Source organism: Sphingomonas phyllosphaerae (assembly GCF_036946485.1).
In the GTDB taxonomy this organism is placed as follows: domain Bacteria; phylum Pseudomonadota; class Alphaproteobacteria; order Sphingomonadales; family Sphingomonadaceae; genus Sphingomonas; species Sphingomonas phyllosphaerae_E.
This window is the reverse complement of record NZ_JAQIJA010000001.1, coordinates 881,812-902,410: the sequence shown is the minus strand read 5'-3', so window position 1 is coordinate 902,410 and position 20,599 is coordinate 881,812. Positions and strand designations below refer to the sequence as shown.

The window sequence follows — 20,599 nt, the reverse complement described above, 5'->3', positions numbered from 1 at the left end:
CGCGAGTTTTTTTATGTAATGCTTGGGAGCATTCCGATGAAGAAGATCCTGCTCGTTGCCGCCGCCGCTGGCCTGATGTCGGTTGCCGCCTGCTCGAAGTCGCCCGAGGCTTCGGCGGTCGAGAACAACGCCGACATGATGGCGGACAACATGGACGCGATGGCGGCCAACGTTGCCGACATGTCGAACACCACTGCGAACCCGTTCGCCGAGGACAACGCTGAGGCGGTTGCCGAGAACATCCACTCGGCCGCGGACAACGTCCGTGACGCCGGCGAGGACGCCGCGAAGAACATGTAATCGACGGGAGCCGTGCCGGTGGTCATGAGGAATTCGCTTCCCCTGCTCGCGATCGCGCTTTGCGGCGTATCGGCGTGCAGCGATCGTTCCGACACGGCTTCGATCGGTAACAATGCCGAGGCGGTGGCCGATGCGCTCGAGCGCAAGGCCAACGACCTCGATGCAATGGCCGAGGCCACTGCCAACGACAGCGCCGCTTCCATGCTGGAAGGCGCTGCCGACAATCTCGAGGACCAGGCGGACAATGTCCGCGACATGGCCGAGGATGGTGCCGCGGCGCGCTGAGCGTGGTGCGGTTTGGCGGTGGTGACGCCGTTGTCGGGGCGCCTGCGGGCGCCTCTTCTTTTTGTGAGGGACCCGATCCGACGCTTGCGCGCGCCGGACGCACGGCCTAGGCCGATCCCCTCACCCGCGTCGGGGAGTGGCGCAGTCTGGTAGCGCGCCTGCTTTGGGAGCATGTCTCTCACTTCCCTTCTTTCCGGCGGATTTCTGCGGTTCTCAGCGCCGTTACGTTGCCCGCTTCGGGACTATTCTGGGACTCGCTGTCTAGCATCGCTGCGCGCACGTCATCTTCCAGCGCGTGCGCGTATCGCGATGTCGTCAGGACGCTGGTGTGCCCGAGCATCTTCGATACCGCCTTGAGGTTGCCGGTCGCGCGCAGCGCCCGCGTGCCCTTCGTGTGCCGAAGGTCGTGGAACCGGAAGTCGGCGATGCCCGCATCTTTCAATGCCTGCTTCCACTGACGCGCCCAGCCGCCCTCACTGAACGGATACCGTTCGCCCTTGAGCCGGCGCGGTCGATCGGCGCGCGGCGGGGCAGGTCGCAGGCAGACATAGGTGAACACCTGCGCGCAGACCTTAGGCTGGTTGGCAATCAGCGCGACCATGCGCGGCGTCAGCGGGAGGACACGCTTCTCGCCCCCTTTGATGTTGAAGGTCGCGCGCGCCGCCGCCAGGTCGACGTCTGACCAGCGGAGCTTGATGACCTCGCTCCGACGCTGACCAGACAGCAAGGCGAATTCCACGATCGGCTTGAGATTGTCGTGCAGCGACTCGAACAGCCGCGCCTCTTCGTCATTCGACAGCTCGCGGATGCGCTCCTGCTTCTCCTTCAGTAGTAAATCCCGCCAGTGCGGCTCGGCCACCTCAAAGCCGCGCTTGCCGTTCCAGCGCCAGACTGCGCGCGCCAACTCGACCTCACGGTTCACGCTGGCGTTCGACAGCTTCGCGCGTCGGCGGGCGACGTAGCGGTCGAAGTCGGTGATGGTGATCTCATGCAGCATCTTGTTCGGCCCGATGCCCTTCACCAGCGCGGTAAGCTGATAGTCGGTGGTGACGTGCGACTTGCGGTGCTTGCCGACCGCCTCCCACCAGCGCTGCGCCGCCTCATTGAGCGTCGCCGTCGGCTTTGCGTCGGTGCCGAGCGCTACCTTGCGCCGTTCGTTGGCCTCGAACCGTTCCGCGTCGCGCTTTGTCGTGACGCCCGTGCTTCCAGAAAACCGACGACCTTTCCACTGGAAGTCATACTGGTAGTACGGGCTGGTTTTCGGCTTGTAGACGGACATGCGGGGCGTTCCTGGCGAACCTGTGCGGTGACGTAATCGTCGCAATCCTCCGGTCGGTACGCAATGCGACGGGCGCTGATGGCGACGTAGCGAATGGCGCCCACCCGCTTGAGGTCGCGAAGGGTGCGCTCGGAAATGTGGAGCCGTTCCGCGGCTTCCTGCGGGGTCAGCAGCGCGCTCATGCCCCCTGCCCTCTCCCGAACATTCCTAGCACCTGTCGCTTCTGCACGACAGGCTGCTCGCCATCGATCGTAGGACGGCGGATCGGGAAGCCGGGGCGCGGTTCCAGCCGATCGCGGTAGCTCTTGGCGGGCGTCATGCGGCTTCCCTCACCTGATCGGCACCGTCATGTTGATCGCCGTGATCTTCATCCGACCGTCCGAAGGGCACGTCATCGGACACAGCCGCTGCGGCATCAGCGTCAGCGCACAGCGCCTTGATCTCGTCCATAATGGGTCGGACCACCGGGCGCGCTGCCTTGCCATCGTCGCTGTTCCACCATGCGGTGAATGCATCGGTGCCAGCACGCGCCTGCTCGCGGGCGTGGTCCATCGTTTCCTTCTGCGCGTTGGCGCCGCCCTGACCGGCTGCCCATTCTGCCATCGCTGCGCCGGTTTCCTCGCTCATCGGCTTGCGGCGGTCGAACAGTCCCTTGAACTGGTCGGCTACCTTGATCTGGTGGACCGGGCAGCCGGGCGCGATCGGGTCGAGAATGATCATCGCGGTCATCTCGAACATCAGGTCGCCATCGCTCGCCGGATCCCACGGCACATCCTCGCGGCGGGTCTTGGTCTTGCGGGCGTTCTTCGCCTTGTCGCCGAAGCCCTGCTGCATGACCGGCTTGGCGCGCGTGCAGATGATGATGTTGGTCTTGGCGCGCACGATGCGGTCGATCAGCCGGCGGTACCGCGGCTTGACCTCGGCCCATGCGAGCTGGCTGAACTTTGCCGGGTCGACCTCGTAGCGGCCGTTAGCACGGGCCTGCGCCTGCTGAACCAGCCGGTCGAGCACCTGCGCGTGCAGGTCTAGCACCCCGCCGACGCCTTCCCATGCGTGGCTGAAGCTGTCCATGATGAGGACCGGCATCTGCGCCGCCTCAGCGGCGTCAATCACCTCGATCCAGCGCTCGGGTCCGAACCCGACCAGATCGCCGGCCTCGTTGATGGCGGTGAAGTCGAAGTGGTGCATCTCCGGAAAAGCTGCCTTGTAGTGCAGGGCGCGCTTGTTCTCGGTGTCGACGTAGCCGATTGGGGCACCGTGCTTGCCGGTCATCTTCTGCGCCATTCCGCGAGCAACGCGGAGCGCAGTGAAGGTCTTGCCGGTGCCGCTACCGCCGGAGAGGCCCAGCGCGATCGTCAGCGGGTCGTTGATCTCGGAAACGGGGATGAAGCGGATCATCAGTTCTGGTCCTCATATGCGCGTTCGATCAGCCATGCCGGCGCGTCGATCTCGTGGAGCCCGACCGGGTAGCCGGGCCAATTGTTGGTCGAGAGGCACTGTGCCCACATCTGGCGCGCGCGCTTAGCGCGGTGCTCGCCGACGTCGCGGAAGGCGCCTGACAGCGTGACCAGCGTCACCTCGTGAGGCGCGGGCTTCTCCTGAAAGATGAAGACGAAGCGGCGATCTTCGCCGGTGACAGCCTTCCACACATCAAGGTAGAGCGCGGCCTGTACGTCGTAGCCGTAGTTGACGATCGCCTTTAGGCACGCCGCCGGGCTGGCGTCCTCGCATGTCTTGTAGTCGTAGATCGGCTGCACCGGATCGGCGGGTGCGTTGTCGAAGAGCGCGCGGCACCAGATGCCGTCGATCTCCGCCAACGCCGCCATTTCAGAGCGCGCCGGATCCAGAACAATGCCGTATTCAGCGAGCTTGCTGGTCGCCGCATCGCGCATCGCCTCGACCTGAGCCACCTCGTCGGCTTTCAACGGCGTGCGCCCTTTCGACCGAGCATCAGCGATGAACGCCTTGGCCCCGGCGGTGCTGGCGGCACCATTAGCGGCAAGCAGGTCATCAGGGATCGCCACGTAATCATCGCCAACACCAAGCAGCGCACGGTGAGCTGCGGTGCCGATGTCGAAGGTCTTACGCTCCACCGACTGGTAGTTCGGGTTCAATCGGCGACACGCGTGCCAGGCATGCAGTGGCGACTTCGTGGTGATGACCTTGGCCAACGTCGAAGAGAGGCTGGGCAACGGGGCAGGATCAGCGTGATATTCCGCGCTGGTCAGATGATGGATGCCGGCAGCGATGGCGCTTTTGGCTGGCTCGCCAACACCACTGTCGCTGGCCTCGTCGGCGGAAGCGGCATAATCGATCGCGAAAGGATTATCCTGCATGGTCAGAACCTCAGCGAGACGTTGGGGATTTCACTGGCGAGGATCGCCACCACGATCTTGCGTGCGGTTTCCTCGTCGGCACCACAGGTGATGAGGGCCTGCTTGGCGGCGGTCTTCACCTTGGTGCGGTGCTTCTGGTCAGCGTCGCGCTTTGCCTGAGCGGCGGCTGCCTGCTCCGCCTCACGCTGGCGAGCCGCCTCCTCAGAGGCGATACGGTCGCGCTCAGCCTGCGCAGCACGCTCGGCTTCTTCGGCCCGACGACGCTCGGCAGCGAGCGCATCGGCGTGCTCGCGGTCGCGGCGCTCCTGTTCTGCACGAGCGGCTGCCTCGGCTTCCCGCTGCGCTCGCTCGGTGGCCTCGCGCTCGATACGAGCCACGCGCTCCGCTTCGGCCTGCTCCGCTGCAACGCGACGGGCTTCTGCCTCACGCGCTTCATTGGCGGCACGTTCCTCCGCCTCTTGTGCTTCGCGCTCTTGGCGTTCGCGCTCGTCGCGCTGTGCAGCCTCGGCGCGCAGCCGTTCCAGCTCGACGCGATCAGCTTCTTCCTTGGTCAGTCGAGCCAGCGCCGTCTTCAGTAGATCAACGGTGTGCGCCTTCGCGGTCGTTGCCCGGTCGGCAAGGCTGCCGAAGCGATCCGCGCTGATCTCGATCGACCAGATCTCGGCACCGCGCTCACGAACCGACGCAGCGGTGTCGTCAAGCGTGACCGTGCCGGCGGACGCGATGCGCGCGATGGTAGCCTCGCATTCGGCGACGCGCGCCTTCTCGGCGTCTTCCCACTCCGTCAGCGGGCGACGTACATCTTCCGCCAACTGGTCTAGGCGGTCACGGGCGACACGGCGAGCAGCGTCCACCACGTTGATCTTGGCGCGCGCTTCTTCGTTAAGGGTCTTGCCGGCCGCGTCAATAGCGGTCTTTGTGCGGGTGATTTTGTATGCGAGCGCCTTGATCGCGTCCCTGCCCTTCGTGGTGGTCAGGTCCGGCTCGAAAGCATCAATCTCGCGCTGGATGTGATCGAACAGGTCGTCGCGCTTGCCAGCATCGAGCAGCACGATGGCCGGCTCGTGCTGGACCTGCACGGCGATGTCGGTGCCGGTGACCGGCGCTTCCGCAAGAGCCACGCTCACGCCCGGGCGCTCCGCTGGAACCGGCCATCAGCCCCGCGGCCACGCGGACCGGTGAACTTGGTCAACTCGGCCCGCAGCTTCGCTACCAACTGGAGCGCTTCATCGCGCTCGGTGATGATCGCCGCCACAGCGGCATCATGAGTGGATCGGAACATAAGCATCAGCGGTCCTTCCGAATGGGACGCCGGTGAAGGGCGTCGGAAATCTTGCCAGCGTTGCGGCTGACGGTGAGGCCGATCACGGACAGCGAGTATCCGAGCGAGCAGCCGAAGATGATCGAGGCGATGGCGGCGAAGAGATCGTCGGTCATGCGTGCCCCCGCGGCTGCGAGATGATGAGCCAGTGCCGGTTCATGACGGTGACGACGGTGCGCCCCTCCAAGATCAGCTTGGCGCTGCTCGTCTTGACGACACGGCACCCGAAAGCAGCCGCGGCCTCAATCGCGCTTGCATGACCCCGGATCGCCTCAGCGGCTTCCTCTAGCGTCAGATTGCCGTTGACCCGCTCGACGTAGCGTTGCGCCGCATGGTGGGTGACGTGGACCGCGGTCACAGCGCCGCTTCCTCAGCAGCCCAGCGCGCTTCCTGTTCGGCACGGACGCGGGCATTGTGCTCGGAGAACAGCGCGTCGATCTCAGCCTGCGCAGCAGCGCGGCGGGCCTCGTAGCGAGCCGGGTAGCGCAACGCTTCGTTGATCTCGGTGCAGTCGATCGGCGTCGGGTCGATCGGGCGGATCCAGGGGGCGCTCACTTCGCACCCCCAAACATCTGCCACAGAGCATCGCTGATCTGCTTGTCGGTGGACGAGTACAGCGCGCCGATCCGCATGGCCGAACCTGCGGCCAGATCATCACACTGTGCGCGGGTGAGCGGCTGATTGAAGCGGCGAAAGTTTTCGCGTTGGCGAGCGCCGGCCTGCTCGACTTCCTGCGCAAGCTCTGCGCTGGTCAGCGGCTCCCCGGCGGTGATGCGGTTGTGGTGCACTGTCGGCTCCCTGTCGGCGGTGATCGCCGTATGGGAGCCTAATTACCGATTATCGGTCACATGCGCAATACCGAATTTCGGTACGTCAAAAATAATTAGAGCGGCTCGCCTTTCCACACGACCCGGCCCAGAATGTGATACCGCACGTCTGTCACCTCAAAAGCCTTATGCTCGGGGTTGTCAGACACTGGCTCAAACCGGGCCGGCTTCGACATATAGCGCTTCACCGTGACCCCAAATTCGTCGTTCTGAATTAGGTAGCACTTCCCAGCCTTCAACACCTGATCCTCGGGGTCGATCGCAACCCAGCCGCCATCATCAATTAGCAGGTTCATGCTGTCGCCCTTCACCTCAATTGCGAAGGCTCGATCCCCTGTGAGGTGATCTGGAATAACCATCTGTCCCAAAGGCATGGCGATAGCATCGCGCCAGTTTCCCGCTGCCGCAAGGCCGATAATTGGGATCGATCGAACGCCAGTGCCCTCGACCTGACGCAGGTCAAGAAAGTCGTAAATTCGTGCCGCCTCATCAACCTTCACAGCGCGTTCGCCATTGAAGATTTTTGACACGGCACTGGCATGAGGCAATCCCACGCCTTTCGCTAGATCGGAGCGGTTGACACCCTTCTCCTGCATACGGGAGCGGACGAGTTCGCGGTCGAAGATGAAGCCGGGCATGCGCCGATTATGGCACTGCGCCGCAGCAAAATCGTGAAAGGAAGTCGGTAAGGTAGAGACTTGCATACCTAACCGATAATCGGTAATGCTAGGCCCATGGACGTGGTTCGCAGCATCTTCGAAACCTTCGGCGGCGTGAGCGCCTTAGCCGAAGCGACTGGCTTCCCGCAGCAGACGGTCAGCGAATGGCGCAACCGCTCCCCTGCTGAAATTCCACCTTGGCGCCGCCCGGCTGTTGCCGATGCTGCTCGGCGGCTTGAGCGGGCGCTAAGTCCTGAGGCTCTCGCATATTTGGCCAGCCGCGAGCGGACGCCCAAGGCGCAACCCGTTGCATCGGTCGCCGCATGACCCTGCGCCGCCACCTCGCCGCTTACCTTGCTGCCGTCGTCAATGTGGCCGTTGTGATCGCCTTCGTCGCGCTCTTGCCCTGGGGCGTCATCGCAATCTGGTGCGCCGCGATCGCCGCCCTCTTCGGCCTGCGCCACGGCCTCGACCGCCTCTCGCGCAGCATCGGCCCGACCAAGCCCTACAATCGTTCTCATGAGGATGCCTCTGCATGATGCAGGTTAAGTCGTCAGCGGGAGAAACCGCACTCATTTCCCGCGATCGTTACGGCGAGACAATCAGCGCCGCGCTGCGCCTCTTCGTTGGCCGCGGTCGCCGCTACTCAGTCAAGCAGCTGTCGAACGGCACCGGCGTCAAGGATCGCATGATTGAATGCGCGCTGGTCGAGCCCGGCAATTGCGACTGGCGTGCGCTGCCCGGCGACGCGCTGCTCTCGATCTCGCGTTTTCTCGGGGCAGCCTTCACGAATGAATGGCTGCATTTGGCCGATCAAGGCGCGTTCGATCTGCCTGACGGCGAGGAGCCTACGCCGATGTCGATTGCGGCCGAGGCTGCTGAGGACACGGCGACCGTGGTGCGCATGGCCGCGGATCAGAAGTGGGACGCGGCGGAACGTGCGCAGCTTCCCGAGATCGGCCGGCGCAAGATTGAGCGCGGCATGCAGATGATCGCAGCGGGGCGCGCCGCATGAACTGCACCTACAGCTACGACGATCTGACCAAGATCAAGAACATGGTCGCTGCAGGTAAGATCGCGCGCGAGATCGCTGCCGAGATGGGCCGGTCACGCGAGAGCATCATTCGAGTTGTGTCTCGCCGCGGGCTGGGCGCTTGGGCTTGCGGGAAGCCTGATTTGAAGCCTGTGCCAGAGGGCTTCGCCGACGCTTGGGCGGAGCACCCGCAAGCGGAACTGCGCAAGATCTACAACGCCTCCAGCAGCACCGTACAGCGGTGGGTCACTATCTGCGGGTTGCAGCGCCCCCGTGGTCGGAATGTCCGCCCGGCTGCCAAGCCCGAACCGTTCGTTCGGCAGCCGGCGCCCAAGCGGCCGGCGCGCGTCGTCAATCGTGTCACGGCCCCGATCGATCGCCCGCATCTCGACAACACGCTGGCCGGGCGCGCGGCGGACTATCTTCGCCGCTTCGGCCCCGTCACCCGCTGCAATGAAGCAGGCCGATACGATCCGAACGGCATGTTCTGGAGCCGCGGCGGATCCTATCCGCTTAACGCTGAAGAGATCGTCAGCCGCGCCCGCCGTAATGGCTGGAACCCCGAAGCCTGGCAGCAGGTGGCGGCATGATCTGTCAGCGCAAAGAAGTAATTGGCAACGCGACATTGTACCTTGGCGATTGTCGCGAGGTGCTGCCGCCGTTGGATAGAGCAGCGGCGATTGTTAGCGATCCGCCTTACGGGATCGGCTTCGCTATGAGTGGAGGGGGTAAGGGATCGCACAACGTCCGCAACCTGAAGCCGGTTCATGGGGATGACGAAGCTTTCGATCCAACAGAATGGCTCGAATTTTCTGATGTTATACTTTGGGGCGGTAATCACTTTGCACAGCGCCTACCTCACGGGCGCTGGCTTGCATGGGATAAGCTTGCCGGTCTCGCCGCTTTCGACTCCTTTAGCGATGTAGAGTTTGCTTGGCGCAAGGGACGCGGGAAAGACCGCATCTTCTCGCACATGTGGAAAGGCATCTGCAAAGCATCGGAGAAGACTGGCGGAAAGGAGCGCTGGCATCCAACGCAGAAGCCAATCGCGCTCATGGATTGGTGCCTGTCGTTGGTAGACGCGCCTATCATCGTAGATCCATTTATGGGCGTCGGGACGACGGGCATCTCCGCCGTAAAGGCAATGCGGAGCTTCGTTGGCTGCGAAATCGATCCTGATTATTTCGACATCGCTTGCCGCCGCATCGAAGACGCTCAGCGACAGGGCAATCTCTTTGGCGGGGGTGGCAGCATGACCGGCGGCTCGCAGCAGCTGCGTCTCTTCCGCCGCGCGATCCGCGATGGTGAACCGATCGATGCCGCGGCGGCCAATGCCGGCATCGAGATCGGCGAGGCGCGCTTGATCGTCGCCGACGATCTGCGATCACCGCCCCCGCCCGAGGCTTTCATGCTGATTGGCATCACGGAGACGCTCGCCGCGCTGTGCAGTCCCTGGGGACGCGCGGCATGAACGCGCCGTTCCGCTCTCCCATCGAAGGGGCGCGCGAGTTCCTGCATGGGACCGCAGCGGAACGCGCGCACCGCCACTCCATCAGCATCCATTGCCCGAACCAAGACGAGATGACGATGGCTGCGCGTGTCGAGCTGGCGATGCTTCGTGATCGCGCCGGCGCAGCAATGCGTCGCGCGGGCCCGACTGCGGCCGCCATCCTGCATGAGGTTTCGCAGCTGGCGACCTCGGCTGTCTACGCCGAAGCGCCATTTCGGAAGCTGAACGCCCTGAACACCGCGCTGAAGCTGACGGTGCAGGCCGCATGGGAAATCGAAAGGGCCACCCGTGATTGAGCTCCGCGACTATCAACAGGCGCTGATCGCCGACATCCGCGCGCAATTCCGCGGCATGGATCGCACCGTGCTGGTCCAGCTTGCCACGGGCGGCGGCAAGACGGTAACCAGCGCATATATGGTCAAGACCGCAGCCCAGCGCGGTCGCCGGTGCTGGTGGGTCGTTCACCGCCGCGAGATCATCCTGCAGGCCAGCCGCACGTTCTGGTCTATGGAGATCCCGCACAGCCTCGTCATGGGCGGATCGATCGGCGACGTTGATGCCATGGTGCAGGTAGGCTCCGTCCAGACGCTGGCCCGCCGGATCGGCAAGCTGCCCCCGCCCGACCTCATCATCTTCGATGAATGCCACCACATGGGCGCCGCGCAGTATCAGCAGATTTTCGAGGCGTGCCCGCGCGCGCAGATCGTCGGCCTGACCGCGACCCCGTGGCGGCTCGATGGCCGCGGTCTTGGCCAGTGGTTTGAGAGCATGGTGCAGGGCCCGACTGTCGCCGATCTGATGGATCGCGGCGCGCTCTGCGATTACCGGCTGTTCGCCCCCTCCGCAGCTGACGTAACCGGCGTCGCCACGCAGGGCGGCGACTTCAAGCGCGACGACCTCGCTAAGCTCATGGACAAGCCGTCAATCGTTGGCGACGCGGTGGCACACTATCGCAAGCTGGCGCCCGGCAAGCGCGCGATCGCGTTCGCAGTGTCAATCGAGCACAGCAAGCACGTCGCCGAGCAGTTCACCGTGGCCGGCATTTCGGCGGCGCATGTCGATGGCAGCATGGACAGTGGCGCGCGTGACGCGATCGTGTCCGACTTCTCCGCCGGCCGGATCCAGGTTCTGACTAACGCCGACCTGTTCGGTGAGGGCTTCGACGTCCCGGCGGTCGAGGCGGTGATCTTGTTGCGGCCGACGCAGTCGCTGTCGCTGCACCTTCAGCAGATTGGTCGCGCCCTACGCCCCGCACCGGGCAAGCCGCACGCGATCATCCTCGACCATGCCGGCAACGCCATGCGTCACGGCCTCCCCGACGACGATCGTGAGTGGTCGCTGGAGGACCGTCAGAAGAAGAAGCGCGGCGCCAAGACCGAGGTGCCGGTCAAGCAATGCCCTGAATGCTTCCGCGTTCACCAGCCGGCACCCGAGTGTCCGCAGTGTGGTCACACCTACGCGACGCAGGCGCGTGAGGTCGAGCAGGTCGAAGGCACGCTTGAGGTGGTCGACCTCGACGCGATCCGCGCCCGCAAGCGCCATGAGCTGAAGTCCGCCCGCACGCTTGATCAGCTGATCGAGCTCGGGAAGCAGCGCCGGTACAAATACCCGGTCGCCTGGGCTGGTCACATCATGAAGCAGCGCCAGCAATGGAGGGCGGGCGCATGACGCACGCCGATCTCGTCAACAAGCTGCTGCTCGCCGTGTCGCCGCTCGGCCTCGCCTGGAGCAACAACACCGGTGCGCTTAAGGCTGAGGGTCGGCTTGTCCGTTATGGGCTGGTCGGATCCTCCGACATCCTGCTTGCTGCGGCCCCAACCGGTCGGCTCTACGCGATCGAAGCCAAGGTTGGTCGCGACGCATGGCGGAAGCCGCAACAAGCGTTCGCCCGAGCCGCCGAGGCCGCCGGCGCCGTCTACATCCTCGCCCGCTCCACCGATGGCACCGGTGACGATGCAGTGGCCATGACATTGGAGCGCATCCATGGCCGCTGAGGCTATTCCGTTGAACGCCTGGCGCAGCCGGCTGCAAATTGGCAGCAAGGGCGAGCGCAAGACGATGTACAATCTCGTCCTGTACGTTCGCAACCTGAGCGGCATCGGCCCGGAGCTCAAATTCAACGAGCTGACGAGCCAGATCGAGTGGAAAGGCCGCCCGCTCCGCGAAGCCGATTACGTCGACATCCAGATGCTCATTGAGCATGCCGGGTTCCTGCCGTCTAAGAGCGATGTGCCGGCAGCTGTCAACCGCGTCGCGCTCGACAACGCCTACAACCCGATCACCGACTATCTGGACCGGCTCGCGTGGGACGGAAAGCCCCGCCTCACCCGCTGGATGCAATCGCTGCTCGGCGCTAACGACACGGAATTCGTCCGCGCGATCGGCCCGAAAGTTCTGATCTCGGCCGTTGCCCGCGCCCGCGACCCCGGCTGCAAGGTCGACACGGTACTCGTGCTCGAAGGCGACCAGGGTATCCGCAAGTCGAGCGCGATCGCTGCGCTGTTCGGGGAGGATTACACCGCCGAGTCCGTCAGCCTCTTCGACCAGCACAACAAGATGGTCATGCAGATGATGGGCGCATGGGTGGTCGAGCTCGCCGAGTTCGTTGCCTTCTTCAAGAAGGATAGCGCCTCAGTGAAAGGGCTCATCTCGATGCGCTCGGACAAGGTGGTGCTGCCCTACGCCAAGATTGCCACCGTTCATCCGAGGCGCTGTGTGTTCTTCGGCACCATCAACCCGGAGGACTTCGGCTACCTCACCGACAGCACCGGCAACCGGCGCTACTGGCCCGTGTCGGTGACCAAGATCGATCTCGCCGGCATCCGCAAATGGCGCGATCAGCTATGGGCCGAAGCGCAGCAGCTGTACCGCCAAGGCGAGCGATGGTGGCTTGAGAAGGAAGAGGAAGCGCTCGCCACTGCGCAGACGGCCGCAAGGCAAGAACAGGACGCTTGGGAGCCTCTGCTGGGCGAGAAGCTGTCCGGGGTGCCTGAGGTCACGCCGACCGCCGCTATGCGCCTGCTGGGGATCCCGACCGACCGCATGGACCGCAAGGCGCAGATGCGTGTCGCGACAGTCCTGAAGGCGCTCGGATACAAACGGACGACACCCAAAGACGAGAACCGCAAGACCTACATCGCCTGGCGGAAGGACGTTTCAGCATGATGTCCGCAACCCCTGTCCGCGACGTTGCTGTCCATAACCTCCCCGTCAGCGGATATGCGACACACTCGCAAACTGACGTCATGGACAACCGGTTATGTACCGCGGTTACGGACGGTCGTGGACGTGAGGATTTCTGCGGGTTTCAGCCCTATGTCCATAACCTTTCTCTTTTCAGATCAAAAGAAGAAGAAAGAGGGGGAGAATATAAGGCCGGGGGAATGTTGCCGGTTCTGGACGGAGGTTACGGACAGTGACCGACACCGGCCTCACCCCCTTCATCGTCGCCATGATGCACGCGGACCCCACCGCCATCGCCCGCGCCAACCCCGCCAAGCTCGCTGCCAAATACGGCATCCGAGCCGACCATGCCGCTTTCTACATTCGCCAATGGAGCGCGAGATGACCCCCGCCCAGATTACGCTCGACTTGCCCGACACGACCACGTTCGAGGAATGGTCGGATCTTGGACGCCAGCTGTGCCGCAGTGCTCGGACGATCAATTGGCTGATTGGCGACTGGCTGATCGCTGGTTCCGATCGCTACGGTGAGCGCGCCCGGACTGAGGCGCTGACGATCTTCCGTAGCGATGTGGAACGCTTCGATCCGATCGTGAAGACGTGCCGGCGTTTCCCAACTGACCGTCGGCACGCTGCGCTGTCGTTCGGTCACCATCTCGCGGTCATGGCGGTGCCGGACGATACCGAGGCGGAAAACCTTCTGGCGAAGGCGGAGGAGGGCAGGATCACCGCAGCAGCGCTCAAGGCACAGGTTCGTGTCATCCGTGATCTTCAGGTGCCGATGCTGCCCGATGACGATCCGGAGGATACCGCGATGCGCCTGATCGCGCAGGCGTGGAACCGGGCACCGCGTGCCGCACGCGAGAGCTTCATGGAACTGGCGGAAGAAGCAAACTTGGGGGTTATCGATCTATGACCAACGTACGACAGAGCAGCGCCATCTCCGCCGACCCGGTCGAGGTGCGTGCCGTCTTCCTGCGTGGCGGCTGGCGCGCGCTGGAGCGGAATTACGGGGCATCGACACCTGTGCTGTTGCAGCTGATCGCCAAGGCGGGCGGACCGGCCCTGCTCGCTGAGCGGGCGGCTGTGCAGACCAATGGGCGCCGAGCGGGAGTAGTGCGATGAAAAAGCCGACCGGGCGCCCGTCCAAGCGGACGGATGAGGTGATCGCGCGCATCATCGATGGATTGCGTAAAGGCACGCCGCTGACGATCATCTGTGGTGCGGAGGATATGCCTGCGACATCGACGGTCTATGACTGGGCTGGAAGTGACCAAGAGCTTTCTGGAGCCATCGCGCGCGCGCGCGAGGAAGGGTTCGATCAGATTGCGATCGATGCCCTGAGCATCGCTGACGAGGTCACTGAGCAGGACACGATCGAGACGCAACACGGGCCGATCCCGAACAAGGAATGGCTGATGCGGTCGAAGCTGCGGGTGGAGACGCGGCTGAAGCTTCTCGCGAAGTGGGACCCCAAGCGTTACGGCGAGATGATCAAGCACGCTGGTGCTGATGGCGGGCCGATGGCGATCGTCGTGTCGAGCGAGGATGCGTCGGCATGAGCGAGATTGATCGGAAGGGCACCATCAGTATGGGGCTTCTGGTGTCTGGTAGCGCTGCGGTCTTCGCCGGCGCGTCATGGGACCGCGGCATGCTTGGTGTTTGCTTGGCGCTGGCGCTGATCGCTGTCGGTGCACTTGGGGTAGTCGCTATTGCATGGCTGGAGCCGCGTTCGTGACCCACGAAGACGCCTCCGTCTGGATCTTCTTCCTCGCCGGACTGCTGTTCGGCTGGTGGTGGCGCGGCCGCGCTGAGCAAAAGGCGCATCGCGAGGATCTCCCTCAGTGGATGGCGGTGCTCGGCCGCAGCTTAGCAACACAGATACATCGTACTGAGCGTCACAGGCGTTTTGTCGGCGAAGGGGTCACTATCAGCAACACCCAAACCTACGCTTATGCCGATAACGAGTGCTTGTTCGACGTCACCGTCACTCGCAAGCAGCCGGTCACGATTGACCAGTGACACCCGCCGCCCTTACCCCCCGCCAGCGTGAGGCCCGATCCCTCCTGAACGGCCCTGCCCGCAACATCATGCTGCGCGGCGGGTCACGTTCGGGAAAGACGTTCATCCTAGTGCGCAACATCATCCAGCGCGCCATCAACGCGCCGGGCAGCCGTCACGCGATCTTCCGGTTCCGCTTCAACCACGCGAAGACGAGCATCTGGGCGGACACCATGCCCAAGGTGCTGAAGCTGTGCTTCCCGACGCTGCGGGCGCGGTTCGACAAGACCGACTTCTACCTCGACCTGCCCAATGGATCGCAGATCTGGATCGCAGGGTTGGACGACAAGGAGCGGGTCGAGAAGATCCTGGGTGCCGAGTACGTGACGCTGTATTTTAACGAGAGCAGCCAGATCCCGTGGGGATCGATTGAGACGGCCATGTCGCGTCTCGCGCAAAAGTGCGAGCTGGCGCCGGAGATCGCCCAGGCGACCGGCCGCACGCATCTGGCGCTCAAGGCGTATTTCGACTGTAACCCGCCGTCTAAGCTGCACTGGTCGTACCAGCTATTCCGATCCAAGGTGAAGCCCGGCACCAAGGAAGCGTTGCCGAACCCCGACGATTACGTCGAGATGAAGGTCAACCCGTCCGACAACGCCGACAATCTGCCCGCCGAGTATTTCGATGTGCTTGCGTCCATGTCTGCCGCCAAGCGGCTGCGGTTCGAGGCCGGTGAATGGGCGAGCGAGGTCAACGGGGCGCTGTGGGCGTTGGATGATCGCGAAACAGAGGGCGGCACCATCCCCGGCATCGACAAATTCCGCGCGCAGCTGGAATGGGACGGTGACAGCCCGGTCGTGATCTACAACGGGGCCCGCATCGGCATGCGGCGCGTCGTCGTGTCGGTTGACCCGTCCGGCACCAAGGGAGACGGCAACGGCGATGACGTCGGCATTATGGTAGGCGGTCTCGGTATCGATGGCCGCGGCTATGTGTTCGAGGACGCCACCTGCAACCTGTCACCTGAAGGCTGGGGCCGGCGCGCTGTCGATCGCTACCGGCGCTGGGGCGGCGACCGTATCGTCGGCGAGAAGAACTATGGCGGCGACATGGTGCGCGCGATTGTCCAGACCACCGACAAGACCGTGCCGTTCAAGGCTGTCGACGCCACCCGGGGCAAGGTTGTGCGCGCCGAGCCGGTGGCCGCGCTCTACGAGCAGGGCCGCATCAGCCACGTCGGGGTGTTCGCCGACCTTGAGGACCAGATGTGCAACTTCACGCCGGGCGGTTACGTCGGTGAGGGCTCGCCGGACCGAGCCGATGCCTTGGTCTGGGCGCTGACGGAGCTGATGCTGGGTGAAGCTGAGTACGATTTGGCGCGGCTGCTGGGCTGACCTGTCCGCCGTAATCCAGTCCCCGCCGCCAGCCGTATCCCACCACCATGGCAGGCTGGCGCTTCTTCGACGGGCTCATGAACCTCGTCTCTGGCGCCGGCACCAGCGTCGACAAGCGCACTGCTGGCCGTTTCCACTACCGCTGCAGCGACCCCACCGAGATCGAAGCCGCGTACCGCACGTCGTGGATGATGCGGAAGGGCATCGACCTTCCCCCGTTCGACATGACCCGTGGGCGCCGCGACTGGCAGGCTGACGAGGATGCCGTCGACCTGATCGAAGCCGAAGAGCGTCGCCTGGGGCTGTGGCAGAAGCTCAATCAGGCGTTGGTCCTGGGACGGCTGGGCGGCGGGCTGATCGTGATGGGCGTCGGTCGCGATGATCCCACTACCCCGCTGATCGCTGAACGCGTCGCTGCTCGTGGCCTGACCTATCTCCACGTCATGAACCGCCATCAGGTGTCGCTTGGCCCAGCGATCACCGACCCGACCGACCCACTGTTCGGCGAACCTGCGTATTTCGAGCTGGCCAGCGCTGGGCGCGGTGTCCGCATCCACCCCAGCAGGATCATCGCATTCAAGGGCAAGCGCATCCCGGCGCTGCGCGGCCTTTCCGGTGACGACTGGTATTGGGGCGACAGCGAATTCGTCTCGGTCATCGACGCGGTGAAGAACGCTGAGGCTGCCATGAACGGCTTCGCCTCGCTGATCGAGGAAGCCAAGCTCGACACCGTCACGATACCGAACCTGACGCAGACGCTGGCGACCGCCGATGGCGAGGCGCTGGTGCTCAAGCGTGTGTCGGTGGCGAACGCGATCAAGTCGACGCACAACACCCGCATTCTCGACGGCGGCCGTGGCAAGGACAGCCCCGGTGAGACGTGGGAGACGCGCCAGATCAGTTGGAACGGCATGCCGGACATGATCCGCACGTACGCCGCTGCGGTCGCTGGCGCGTTCGACATCCCAGCGACCCGGTTCCTCGGCAAGTCGGCCGACGGCATGAACGCGACCGGTCAGGGCGACGAGCGCAACTACAACGACAAGATCGGGGCCGATCAGGAAGCCACTCTGCGCCCGGCACTGGATCGGATCGACCCGGTGCTGCTGCGATCGGCTGGGGTCACCCCATCCGCGTCGGTCAATTACTCCTTCCCGCCACTCGCCAAGATGACCGACAGCGAAGCGGCCGACGTGTTCTACAAGCGGATGCAGGGCGTCACTGCGTTGCAGGCGACCGGATCTGTGCCCGAGCCCGCGTTCAGCAAGGCGGTCCAGCATACGGCGGTTGAGGAAGGCTGGCTTGCTGGGCTCGACGGCGCGCTTGCCGAAATGCCCGAGGATGAGCGGTTCCCGTCCGCGATCGCTGAAGGTCCGGATGATGATGCGGAAGGAGGTGATCCTGTATCTCAGGCGGCGGCGGGTGGCGATGGAAGCGCCCCCGTGCGCCGTGCTGCCAACGACGCCAAGCCGATACCGCTCTACGTCCAGCGCAAGCTCCTGAACGCCGATGAGGTGATCCGCTGGGCAAAGGCGCAGGGGTTCAAAACCACGCTCGACGCATCGGACATGCACGTCACCGTGCTGTATAGCCGTCAGCCGGTCGACCCGATCAAGATGGGCACGACGTGGAGCGACGACCAGAAGGGCAATCTGTCGATCAAGCCCGGCGGGCCGCGCGCGGTGGAGAAGCTGGGCGAGGACGCGGTCGTGCTGCTGTTCGCGTCCGACGACCTGTCGTGGCGCCATCGCAGCATGGTTGAGGCCGGCGCATCACATGACTTCGACGAGTATCAGCCGCATGTCACGCTGACCTACGACGCTGGCGACGTCGACGTAGAGGCGGTCAAGCCATTCACCGGCGCGCTGCGCTTTGGGCCGGAGTTGTTCGAGCCGCTGGACTTGGATTGGAAGTCGAAGATCACGGAGGAATGATCCGTGGCCAGCGCCCCGCCAGACACCGAGAGCCGCATGACCGAGCGGACAGCCGAGGCCGCGGCGCTCCTGCTGCTGCTCCAGAGGCGGCGCTACGACCTGCCAGCGCTGATCCGTGCATCGGGCACGACGCTACGCCCGTTTCGCCGCATCATGCCGACGGAAGCGCTGCGATCGCAGATGGGCGGCCCGTACTTCGCCCTGCTGCGCGCATGGGCTGCTGAGCGAGACGCGATCCTCGCCGCCTATGCCGCAGCACTGCCTGATCGCGGCGCGCCGCTCGACGCCGACGCGTCGTACCGTATCCAGCGTGCGGTTGACGATGCCGCTGTGCGTGTTGAACGCCAGCTCGCCCGGTTTCAACGGCTGTTCCCGGCTGCGGTGAGCACCGTCGATCGCTGGCACGTCCGCCAATGGGTACAGCGGGTTCAGACGGCGACCGGTGTCGACGTCGCGGCTATGACCGGCGGCGAGACGGAGGCGGTTCAGTCGAACGCAGTGACCCGCAACGGCCAGCTGCTCGACCAAGTACACGCCGACACGAAGGGCAAGATGAGCGCGGCGCTGATGGCCGCTCTGGCGCTGCGTATGACGACGGCGCAGGCGGGCAGCGAGACGAGCGCGGTTCTTACGCGCGCCAAGAAGCGGGTGGCTCGGATTGCGGTCGATCAGACGGACATGCTGGTCGAAGACCTGACTCGTGAGCGGGCGCAGTCGGCAGGGCTGACCCGGTGGCGCTGGCGGCATACCCCCCAGAAGCATCCGCGCGTCGACCACAAGGCGCGGGACCAACGGTTGTACACCGTGCGCACGCAGCCGAATGACCTCCCAGGGGTGCTGCCCTTCTGCAAATGTTGGCAGGAATGGGACTGGTCCTGACGCGATAGCGTCCGCCGTAATCCCTATCCCAGCCGCCCGGTATCCAGCCGGGTATGCTGTTCCACGACCGCGCCTTGATCGACGGAGCCGCCCGCATCACGCCGGGCGGTCATCTCGTTGCGTCAGCCCGTGTTGCCCGCGCGAACAACATCCAGCCGTATACCGCCAAAGAACTTGGCCTGACGGATCGCGCGCCGTCGGACATCATCCGCATCTTCCGCCCCGAGGCTGAGGTCTTTGCGCGGGACGCGATCGCCAGCGCTGCGCATCGCCCGATCACGATCAATCACCCGTCCGCCGACGTTGATGCCGCAAACTGGAAGCAGCTGGCCGTCGGTGACACCGGCGGCGAGGTTCTGCGCGACGGCGACTTTCTGCGCATTCCGGTGATGGTGATGGATCAGGCCGGCGTCTCGGCCGCCACCAGCACCCATCAGGAATTCAGCCTCGGCTACGGGGCAGACCTCGACATGACGCCCGGTCGGTTCGGCGATGCCGACTACGACGGCTCCATGCGCAACATCCGCATCAATCATCTCGCCCTCGTGCCGGTGGCGCGCGGGGGTTCCGAGCTGCGCGTCGTTGACGAGCGCCCTGACCACCTTCGCAACCCGGAGCAACACCCCATGAAGATCAAGATCGGCGACGCCGAGGTCGATGCGACGAACGGCGAGGCCGTCCGGATCGCGGTCGATGTGCTCAACGGCAAGATGAACGATGCCAATACCGCGCTGGCGACCGCGCATACCCAGCTTGGCGATGCCAATGCCAAGGTCGCGACGCTGGAAACCGAGAAGGCGACGCTGGCCAAGCAACTGGCCGACGCCACGCTGACCCCGGAGAAGCTGCGCGACGCGGCCAAGAGCTACGCGCTGGTGGTCGGCAAGGCAAAGGCGCTGGGCGTCGCAGTAACCGACGCGATGGACGAGCCCGCCATCATGGCCGCGGTCGTCACCGCCAAGATGGGCGACACCGCCAAGGGCTGGGACGCCGGTCAGATCGCCGCTTCGTTCGCCGTGCTCGCCAAGGACGCAAAGATCGACGACGCCGGCCGTGACGTCCTGCGCGATGCACTGACCGGCATGCCCGTCAGCCTCGGCGACGAGCGGGCCGAATACGAAGCCGACCGTGCCAAGCGTCGTGCTGCAATTTCCGATGCGTGGCGCCAGCCCGCCGGCGAAGCCTGAGGGGAACTGATACAATGACCATCGTCATCCAGGACACCTACCTGACCGATTATGCGCAGGGTCAGCCCGGCATGCTCGCCGACGGAACCACGCAGGATCGTGTCACCGGCATCGTCGCAGACGCTGCGGGCCTCGCGTTCGGCAAGGCCGCGTTCGGCACCGGCACCGGCCGTCAGGTTACCGGCACGCCGGGCGGCAAGTTCAAGGGCATCTCGATTGCGACCGCGACGCTGATCGCGCCCGTCGGCGGCTCCGCAGACGTCTATCCGCAGTATGCCAGCGCCACGCTGCTCGACAACGGCAACATCTGGGTCACTGCCGCCGCGACCGTCGCCAAGGATGCTGCGGTGTACGTCACCAGCGCCGGTGCCTTCACGTCGACGGCGTCGGGCAACACCGCGATCCCGGCGACCTTTCTGGATGCTGGTTCGAACGGCAGCAATGTCCGCATCCGCGTCGTCCAGCAGTAAGG

33 protein-coding genes are annotated in these 20,599 nt (G+C 64.5%); 22 read left to right on the top strand and 11 right to left on the bottom strand.

All coding sequences use genetic code 11. The annotated features are described in order from the left end of the window. The first annotated feature begins 36 nt into the window (after nt 1-36). Nucleotides 37-300 carry a hypothetical protein gene (locus PGN16_RS04420; RefSeq protein ID WP_335308184.1) on the top strand — a complete coding sequence of 88 codons (264 nt, stop codon included), beginning with the start codon at nt 37-39 and terminating at the stop codon, nt 298-300. Between the two features lie 24 nt (nt 301-324). Continuing rightward, the gene (locus PGN16_RS04415; RefSeq protein ID WP_335308183.1) at nt 325-585 is read left to right on the top strand and encodes a hypothetical protein; all 261 of its coding nucleotides are present in this window, start codon (nt 325-327) and stop codon (nt 583-585) included. Between the two features lie 178 nt (nt 586-763). On the opposite strand, the gene PGN16_RS04410 is transcribed toward PGN16_RS04415, so the two are convergent. The 11 genes from PGN16_RS04410 to PGN16_RS04360 form a co-directional block, all read right to left on the bottom strand. Further along, complete coding sequence (locus tag PGN16_RS04410; protein ID WP_335308182.1) at nt 764-1,864, bottom strand: tyrosine-type recombinase/integrase; 1,101 nt, start codon at nt 1,862-1,864, stop codon at nt 764-766. 178 nt (nt 1,865-2,042) lie between these two features. Beyond that, nucleotides 2,043-2,183 carry a hypothetical protein gene (locus tag PGN16_RS04405; protein ID WP_335308181.1) on the bottom strand — a complete coding sequence of 47 codons (141 nt, stop codon included), beginning with the start codon at nt 2,181-2,183 and terminating at the stop codon, nt 2,043-2,045. Continuing rightward, a complete protein-coding gene (locus PGN16_RS04400; RefSeq protein ID WP_335308180.1) occupies nt 2,180-3,262 on the bottom strand; it encodes a hypothetical protein in 1,083 nt (360 codons plus the stop codon). The genes PGN16_RS04405 and PGN16_RS04400 overlap by 4 nt, the downstream gene beginning before the upstream one ends. Further along, entirely contained in the window at nt 3,262-4,200 is a 939-nt protein-coding gene (locus tag PGN16_RS04395; protein WP_335308179.1) for a PD-(D/E)XK nuclease-like domain-containing protein, read from the bottom strand. Before PGN16_RS04395 ends, PGN16_RS04400 begins: the two co-directional genes overlap by 1 nt. Nucleotides 4,201-4,202: 2 nt before the next feature. Beyond that, on the bottom strand, nt 4,203-5,327 hold the full coding sequence (locus PGN16_RS04390; RefSeq protein ID WP_335308178.1) for a hypothetical protein: 1,125 nt from the start codon (nt 5,325-5,327) through the stop codon (nt 4,203-4,205). Further along, nucleotides 5,324-5,488, bottom strand: a complete 165-nt coding sequence (locus PGN16_RS04385) for a hypothetical protein (protein WP_335308177.1) — start codon at nt 5,486-5,488, stop codon at nt 5,324-5,326. Before PGN16_RS04385 ends, PGN16_RS04390 begins: the two co-directional genes overlap by 4 nt. Then, nucleotides 5,488-5,637 carry a hypothetical protein gene (locus PGN16_RS04380; RefSeq protein ID WP_335308176.1) on the bottom strand — a complete coding sequence of 50 codons (150 nt, stop codon included), beginning with the start codon at nt 5,635-5,637 and terminating at the stop codon, nt 5,488-5,490. Before PGN16_RS04380 ends, PGN16_RS04385 begins: the two co-directional genes overlap by 1 nt. Next, nucleotides 5,634-5,879, bottom strand: a complete 246-nt coding sequence (locus PGN16_RS04375) for a hypothetical protein (protein ID WP_335308175.1) — start codon at nt 5,877-5,879, stop codon at nt 5,634-5,636. Before PGN16_RS04375 ends, PGN16_RS04380 begins: the two co-directional genes overlap by 4 nt. Then, on the bottom strand, nt 5,876-6,076 hold the full coding sequence (locus tag PGN16_RS04370; RefSeq protein ID WP_335308174.1) for a hypothetical protein: 201 nt from the start codon (nt 6,074-6,076) through the stop codon (nt 5,876-5,878). The genes PGN16_RS04375 and PGN16_RS04370 overlap by 4 nt, the downstream gene beginning before the upstream one ends. After that, the gene (locus PGN16_RS04365) at nt 6,073-6,309 is read right to left on the bottom strand and encodes a hypothetical protein (protein WP_335308173.1); all 237 of its coding nucleotides are present in this window, start codon (nt 6,307-6,309) and stop codon (nt 6,073-6,075) included. The genes PGN16_RS04370 and PGN16_RS04365 overlap by 4 nt, the downstream gene beginning before the upstream one ends. Nucleotides 6,310-6,404: 95 nt before the next feature. After that, nucleotides 6,405-6,986: a LexA family transcriptional regulator gene (locus PGN16_RS04360; RefSeq protein ID WP_335308172.1), complete on the bottom strand. Its 582-nt coding sequence runs from the start codon at nt 6,984-6,986 to the stop codon at nt 6,405-6,407. 96 nt (nt 6,987-7,082) lie between these two features. Between PGN16_RS04360 and PGN16_RS04355 the strand changes: the two genes are divergently transcribed. The 20 genes from PGN16_RS04355 to PGN16_RS04260 all read left to right on the top strand — a co-directional run bounded on the left by PGN16_RS04355 (nt 7,083) and on the right by PGN16_RS04260 (nt 20,597). Continuing rightward, nucleotides 7,083-7,334 carry a carph-isopro domain-containing protein gene (locus tag PGN16_RS04355; protein WP_335308171.1) on the top strand — a complete coding sequence of 84 codons (252 nt, stop codon included), beginning with the start codon at nt 7,083-7,085 and terminating at the stop codon, nt 7,332-7,334. Then, the gene (locus PGN16_RS04350; RefSeq protein WP_335308170.1) at nt 7,331-7,546 is read left to right on the top strand and encodes a hypothetical protein; all 216 of its coding nucleotides are present in this window, start codon (nt 7,331-7,333) and stop codon (nt 7,544-7,546) included. The genes PGN16_RS04355 and PGN16_RS04350 overlap by 4 nt, the downstream gene beginning before the upstream one ends. Next, nucleotides 7,543-8,022, top strand: a complete 480-nt coding sequence (locus PGN16_RS04345) for a hypothetical protein (RefSeq protein ID WP_335308169.1) — start codon at nt 7,543-7,545, stop codon at nt 8,020-8,022. Before PGN16_RS04350 ends, PGN16_RS04345 begins: the two co-directional genes overlap by 4 nt. Beyond that, entirely contained in the window at nt 8,019-8,630 is a 612-nt protein-coding gene (locus PGN16_RS04340) for a helix-turn-helix domain-containing protein (RefSeq protein ID WP_335308168.1), read from the top strand. The genes PGN16_RS04345 and PGN16_RS04340 overlap by 4 nt, the downstream gene beginning before the upstream one ends. Continuing rightward, a complete protein-coding gene (locus PGN16_RS04335) occupies nt 8,627-9,511 on the top strand; it encodes a DNA-methyltransferase (RefSeq protein ID WP_335308167.1) in 885 nt (294 codons plus the stop codon). The genes PGN16_RS04340 and PGN16_RS04335 overlap by 4 nt, the downstream gene beginning before the upstream one ends. After that, nucleotides 9,508-9,846, top strand: a complete 339-nt coding sequence (locus tag PGN16_RS04330; protein WP_335308166.1) for a hypothetical protein — start codon at nt 9,508-9,510, stop codon at nt 9,844-9,846. The genes PGN16_RS04335 and PGN16_RS04330 overlap by 4 nt, the downstream gene beginning before the upstream one ends. Next, nucleotides 9,839-11,218 carry a DEAD/DEAH box helicase gene (locus PGN16_RS04325; RefSeq protein WP_335308165.1) on the top strand — a complete coding sequence of 460 codons (1,380 nt, stop codon included), beginning with the start codon at nt 9,839-9,841 and terminating at the stop codon, nt 11,216-11,218. The genes PGN16_RS04330 and PGN16_RS04325 overlap by 8 nt, the downstream gene beginning before the upstream one ends. Then, nucleotides 11,215-11,544 (top strand): hypothetical protein, encoded by a 330-nt coding sequence (locus tag PGN16_RS04320; protein ID WP_335308164.1) that lies wholly within the window; start codon nt 11,215-11,217, stop codon nt 11,542-11,544. Before PGN16_RS04325 ends, PGN16_RS04320 begins: the two co-directional genes overlap by 4 nt. Further along, nucleotides 11,534-12,715, top strand: coding sequence for a virulence-associated E family protein (locus PGN16_RS04315; protein ID WP_335308163.1), 1,182 nt, complete (start codon nt 11,534-11,536; stop codon nt 12,713-12,715). The genes PGN16_RS04320 and PGN16_RS04315 overlap by 11 nt, the downstream gene beginning before the upstream one ends. A 250-nt stretch (nt 12,716-12,965) precedes the next feature. Then, nucleotides 12,966-13,118, top strand: coding sequence for a hypothetical protein (locus tag PGN16_RS04310; RefSeq protein ID WP_335308162.1), 153 nt, complete (start codon nt 12,966-12,968; stop codon nt 13,116-13,118). After that, nucleotides 13,115-13,648: a hypothetical protein gene (locus PGN16_RS04305; protein ID WP_335308161.1), complete on the top strand. Its 534-nt coding sequence runs from the start codon at nt 13,115-13,117 to the stop codon at nt 13,646-13,648. The genes PGN16_RS04310 and PGN16_RS04305 overlap by 4 nt, the downstream gene beginning before the upstream one ends. Then, complete coding sequence (locus tag PGN16_RS04300) at nt 13,645-13,857, top strand: hypothetical protein (RefSeq protein WP_335308160.1); 213 nt, start codon at nt 13,645-13,647, stop codon at nt 13,855-13,857. The genes PGN16_RS04305 and PGN16_RS04300 overlap by 4 nt, the downstream gene beginning before the upstream one ends. Continuing rightward, on the top strand, nt 13,854-14,294 hold the full coding sequence (locus PGN16_RS04295; protein ID WP_335308159.1) for a hypothetical protein: 441 nt from the start codon (nt 13,854-13,856) through the stop codon (nt 14,292-14,294). The genes PGN16_RS04300 and PGN16_RS04295 overlap by 4 nt, the downstream gene beginning before the upstream one ends. Continuing rightward, nucleotides 14,291-14,470: a hypothetical protein gene (locus PGN16_RS04290; protein WP_335308158.1), complete on the top strand. Its 180-nt coding sequence runs from the start codon at nt 14,291-14,293 to the stop codon at nt 14,468-14,470. Before PGN16_RS04295 ends, PGN16_RS04290 begins: the two co-directional genes overlap by 4 nt. Beyond that, on the top strand, nt 14,467-14,754 hold the full coding sequence (locus PGN16_RS04285; RefSeq protein WP_335308157.1) for a hypothetical protein: 288 nt from the start codon (nt 14,467-14,469) through the stop codon (nt 14,752-14,754). Before PGN16_RS04290 ends, PGN16_RS04285 begins: the two co-directional genes overlap by 4 nt. After that, nucleotides 14,751-16,127 (top strand): phage terminase large subunit, encoded by a 1,377-nt coding sequence (locus PGN16_RS04280; protein WP_335308156.1) that lies wholly within the window; start codon nt 14,751-14,753, stop codon nt 16,125-16,127. The genes PGN16_RS04285 and PGN16_RS04280 overlap by 4 nt, the downstream gene beginning before the upstream one ends. A gap of 47 nt (nt 16,128-16,174) precedes the next feature. Continuing rightward, complete coding sequence (locus tag PGN16_RS04275; protein ID WP_335308155.1) at nt 16,175-18,061, top strand: phage portal protein; 1,887 nt, start codon at nt 16,175-16,177, stop codon at nt 18,059-18,061. Between the two features lie 3 nt (nt 18,062-18,064). Then, nucleotides 18,065-18,940, top strand: a complete 876-nt coding sequence (locus PGN16_RS04270; RefSeq protein WP_335308154.1) for a hypothetical protein — start codon at nt 18,065-18,067, stop codon at nt 18,938-18,940. A 53-nt stretch (nt 18,941-18,993) separates the two neighbouring features. Continuing rightward, nucleotides 18,994-20,127, top strand: a complete 1,134-nt coding sequence (locus PGN16_RS04265; RefSeq protein ID WP_335308153.1) for a DUF2213 domain-containing protein — start codon at nt 18,994-18,996, stop codon at nt 20,125-20,127. A 14-nt stretch (nt 20,128-20,141) separates the two neighbouring features. Then, a complete protein-coding gene (locus tag PGN16_RS04260) occupies nt 20,142-20,597 on the top strand; it encodes a structural cement protein Gp24 (protein WP_335308152.1) in 456 nt (151 codons plus the stop codon). Nucleotides 20,598-20,599 lie beyond the last annotated feature (2 nt).

Coding starts and splice junctions, on each gene's coding strand:
- PGN16_RS04350 (WP_335308170.1), top strand. CDS start 7,331: ATGACCCTGCGCCGCCACCTCGCCGCTTACCTTGCTGCCGTCGTCAAT.
- PGN16_RS04315 (WP_335308163.1), top strand. CDS start 11,534: ATGGCCGCTGAGGCTATTCCGTTGAACGCCTGGCGCAGCCGGCTGCAA.
- PGN16_RS04265 (WP_335308153.1), top strand. CDS start 18,994: ATGCTGTTCCACGACCGCGCCTTGATCGACGGAGCCGCCCGCATCACG.
- PGN16_RS04330 (WP_335308166.1), top strand. CDS start 9,508: ATGAACGCGCCGTTCCGCTCTCCCATCGAAGGGGCGCGCGAGTTCCTG.
- PGN16_RS04335 (WP_335308167.1), top strand. CDS start 8,627: ATGATCTGTCAGCGCAAAGAAGTAATTGGCAACGCGACATTGTACCTT.
- PGN16_RS04385 (WP_335308177.1), bottom strand. CDS start 5,488: ATGCTTATGTTCCGATCCACTCATGATGCCGCTGTGGCGGCGATCATC.
- PGN16_RS04355 (WP_335308171.1), top strand. CDS start 7,083: ATGGACGTGGTTCGCAGCATCTTCGAAACCTTCGGCGGCGTGAGCGCC.
- PGN16_RS04405 (WP_335308181.1), bottom strand. CDS start 2,183: ATGACGCCCGCCAAGAGCTACCGCGATCGGCTGGAACCGCGCCCCGGC.
- PGN16_RS04415 (WP_335308183.1), top strand. CDS start 325: ATGAGGAATTCGCTTCCCCTGCTCGCGATCGCGCTTTGCGGCGTATCG.
- PGN16_RS04295 (WP_335308159.1), top strand. CDS start 13,854: ATGAAAAAGCCGACCGGGCGCCCGTCCAAGCGGACGGATGAGGTGATC.
- PGN16_RS04320 (WP_335308164.1), top strand. CDS start 11,215: ATGACGCACGCCGATCTCGTCAACAAGCTGCTGCTCGCCGTGTCGCCG.
- PGN16_RS04300 (WP_335308160.1), top strand. CDS start 13,645: ATGACCAACGTACGACAGAGCAGCGCCATCTCCGCCGACCCGGTCGAG.
- PGN16_RS04420 (WP_335308184.1), top strand. CDS start 37: ATGAAGAAGATCCTGCTCGTTGCCGCCGCCGCTGGCCTGATGTCGGTT.
- PGN16_RS04290 (WP_335308158.1), top strand. CDS start 14,291: ATGAGCGAGATTGATCGGAAGGGCACCATCAGTATGGGGCTTCTGGTG.
- PGN16_RS04345 (WP_335308169.1), top strand. CDS start 7,543: ATGATGCAGGTTAAGTCGTCAGCGGGAGAAACCGCACTCATTTCCCGC.
- PGN16_RS04410 (WP_335308182.1), bottom strand. CDS start 1,864: ATGTCCGTCTACAAGCCGAAAACCAGCCCGTACTACCAGTATGACTTC.
- PGN16_RS04260 (WP_335308152.1), top strand. CDS start 20,142: ATGACCATCGTCATCCAGGACACCTACCTGACCGATTATGCGCAGGGT.
- PGN16_RS04400 (WP_335308180.1), bottom strand. CDS start 3,262: ATGATCCGCTTCATCCCCGTTTCCGAGATCAACGACCCGCTGACGATC.
- PGN16_RS04380 (WP_335308176.1), bottom strand. CDS start 5,637: ATGACCGACGATCTCTTCGCCGCCATCGCCTCGATCATCTTCGGCTGC.
- PGN16_RS04275 (WP_335308155.1), top strand. CDS start 16,175: ATGGCAGGCTGGCGCTTCTTCGACGGGCTCATGAACCTCGTCTCTGGC.
- PGN16_RS04360 (WP_335308172.1), bottom strand. CDS start 6,986: ATGCCCGGCTTCATCTTCGACCGCGAACTCGTCCGCTCCCGTATGCAG.
- PGN16_RS04395 (WP_335308179.1), bottom strand. CDS start 4,200: ATGCAGGATAATCCTTTCGCGATCGATTATGCCGCTTCCGCCGACGAG.
- PGN16_RS04305 (WP_335308161.1), top strand. CDS start 13,115: ATGACCCCCGCCCAGATTACGCTCGACTTGCCCGACACGACCACGTTC.
- PGN16_RS04340 (WP_335308168.1), top strand. CDS start 8,019: ATGAACTGCACCTACAGCTACGACGATCTGACCAAGATCAAGAACATG.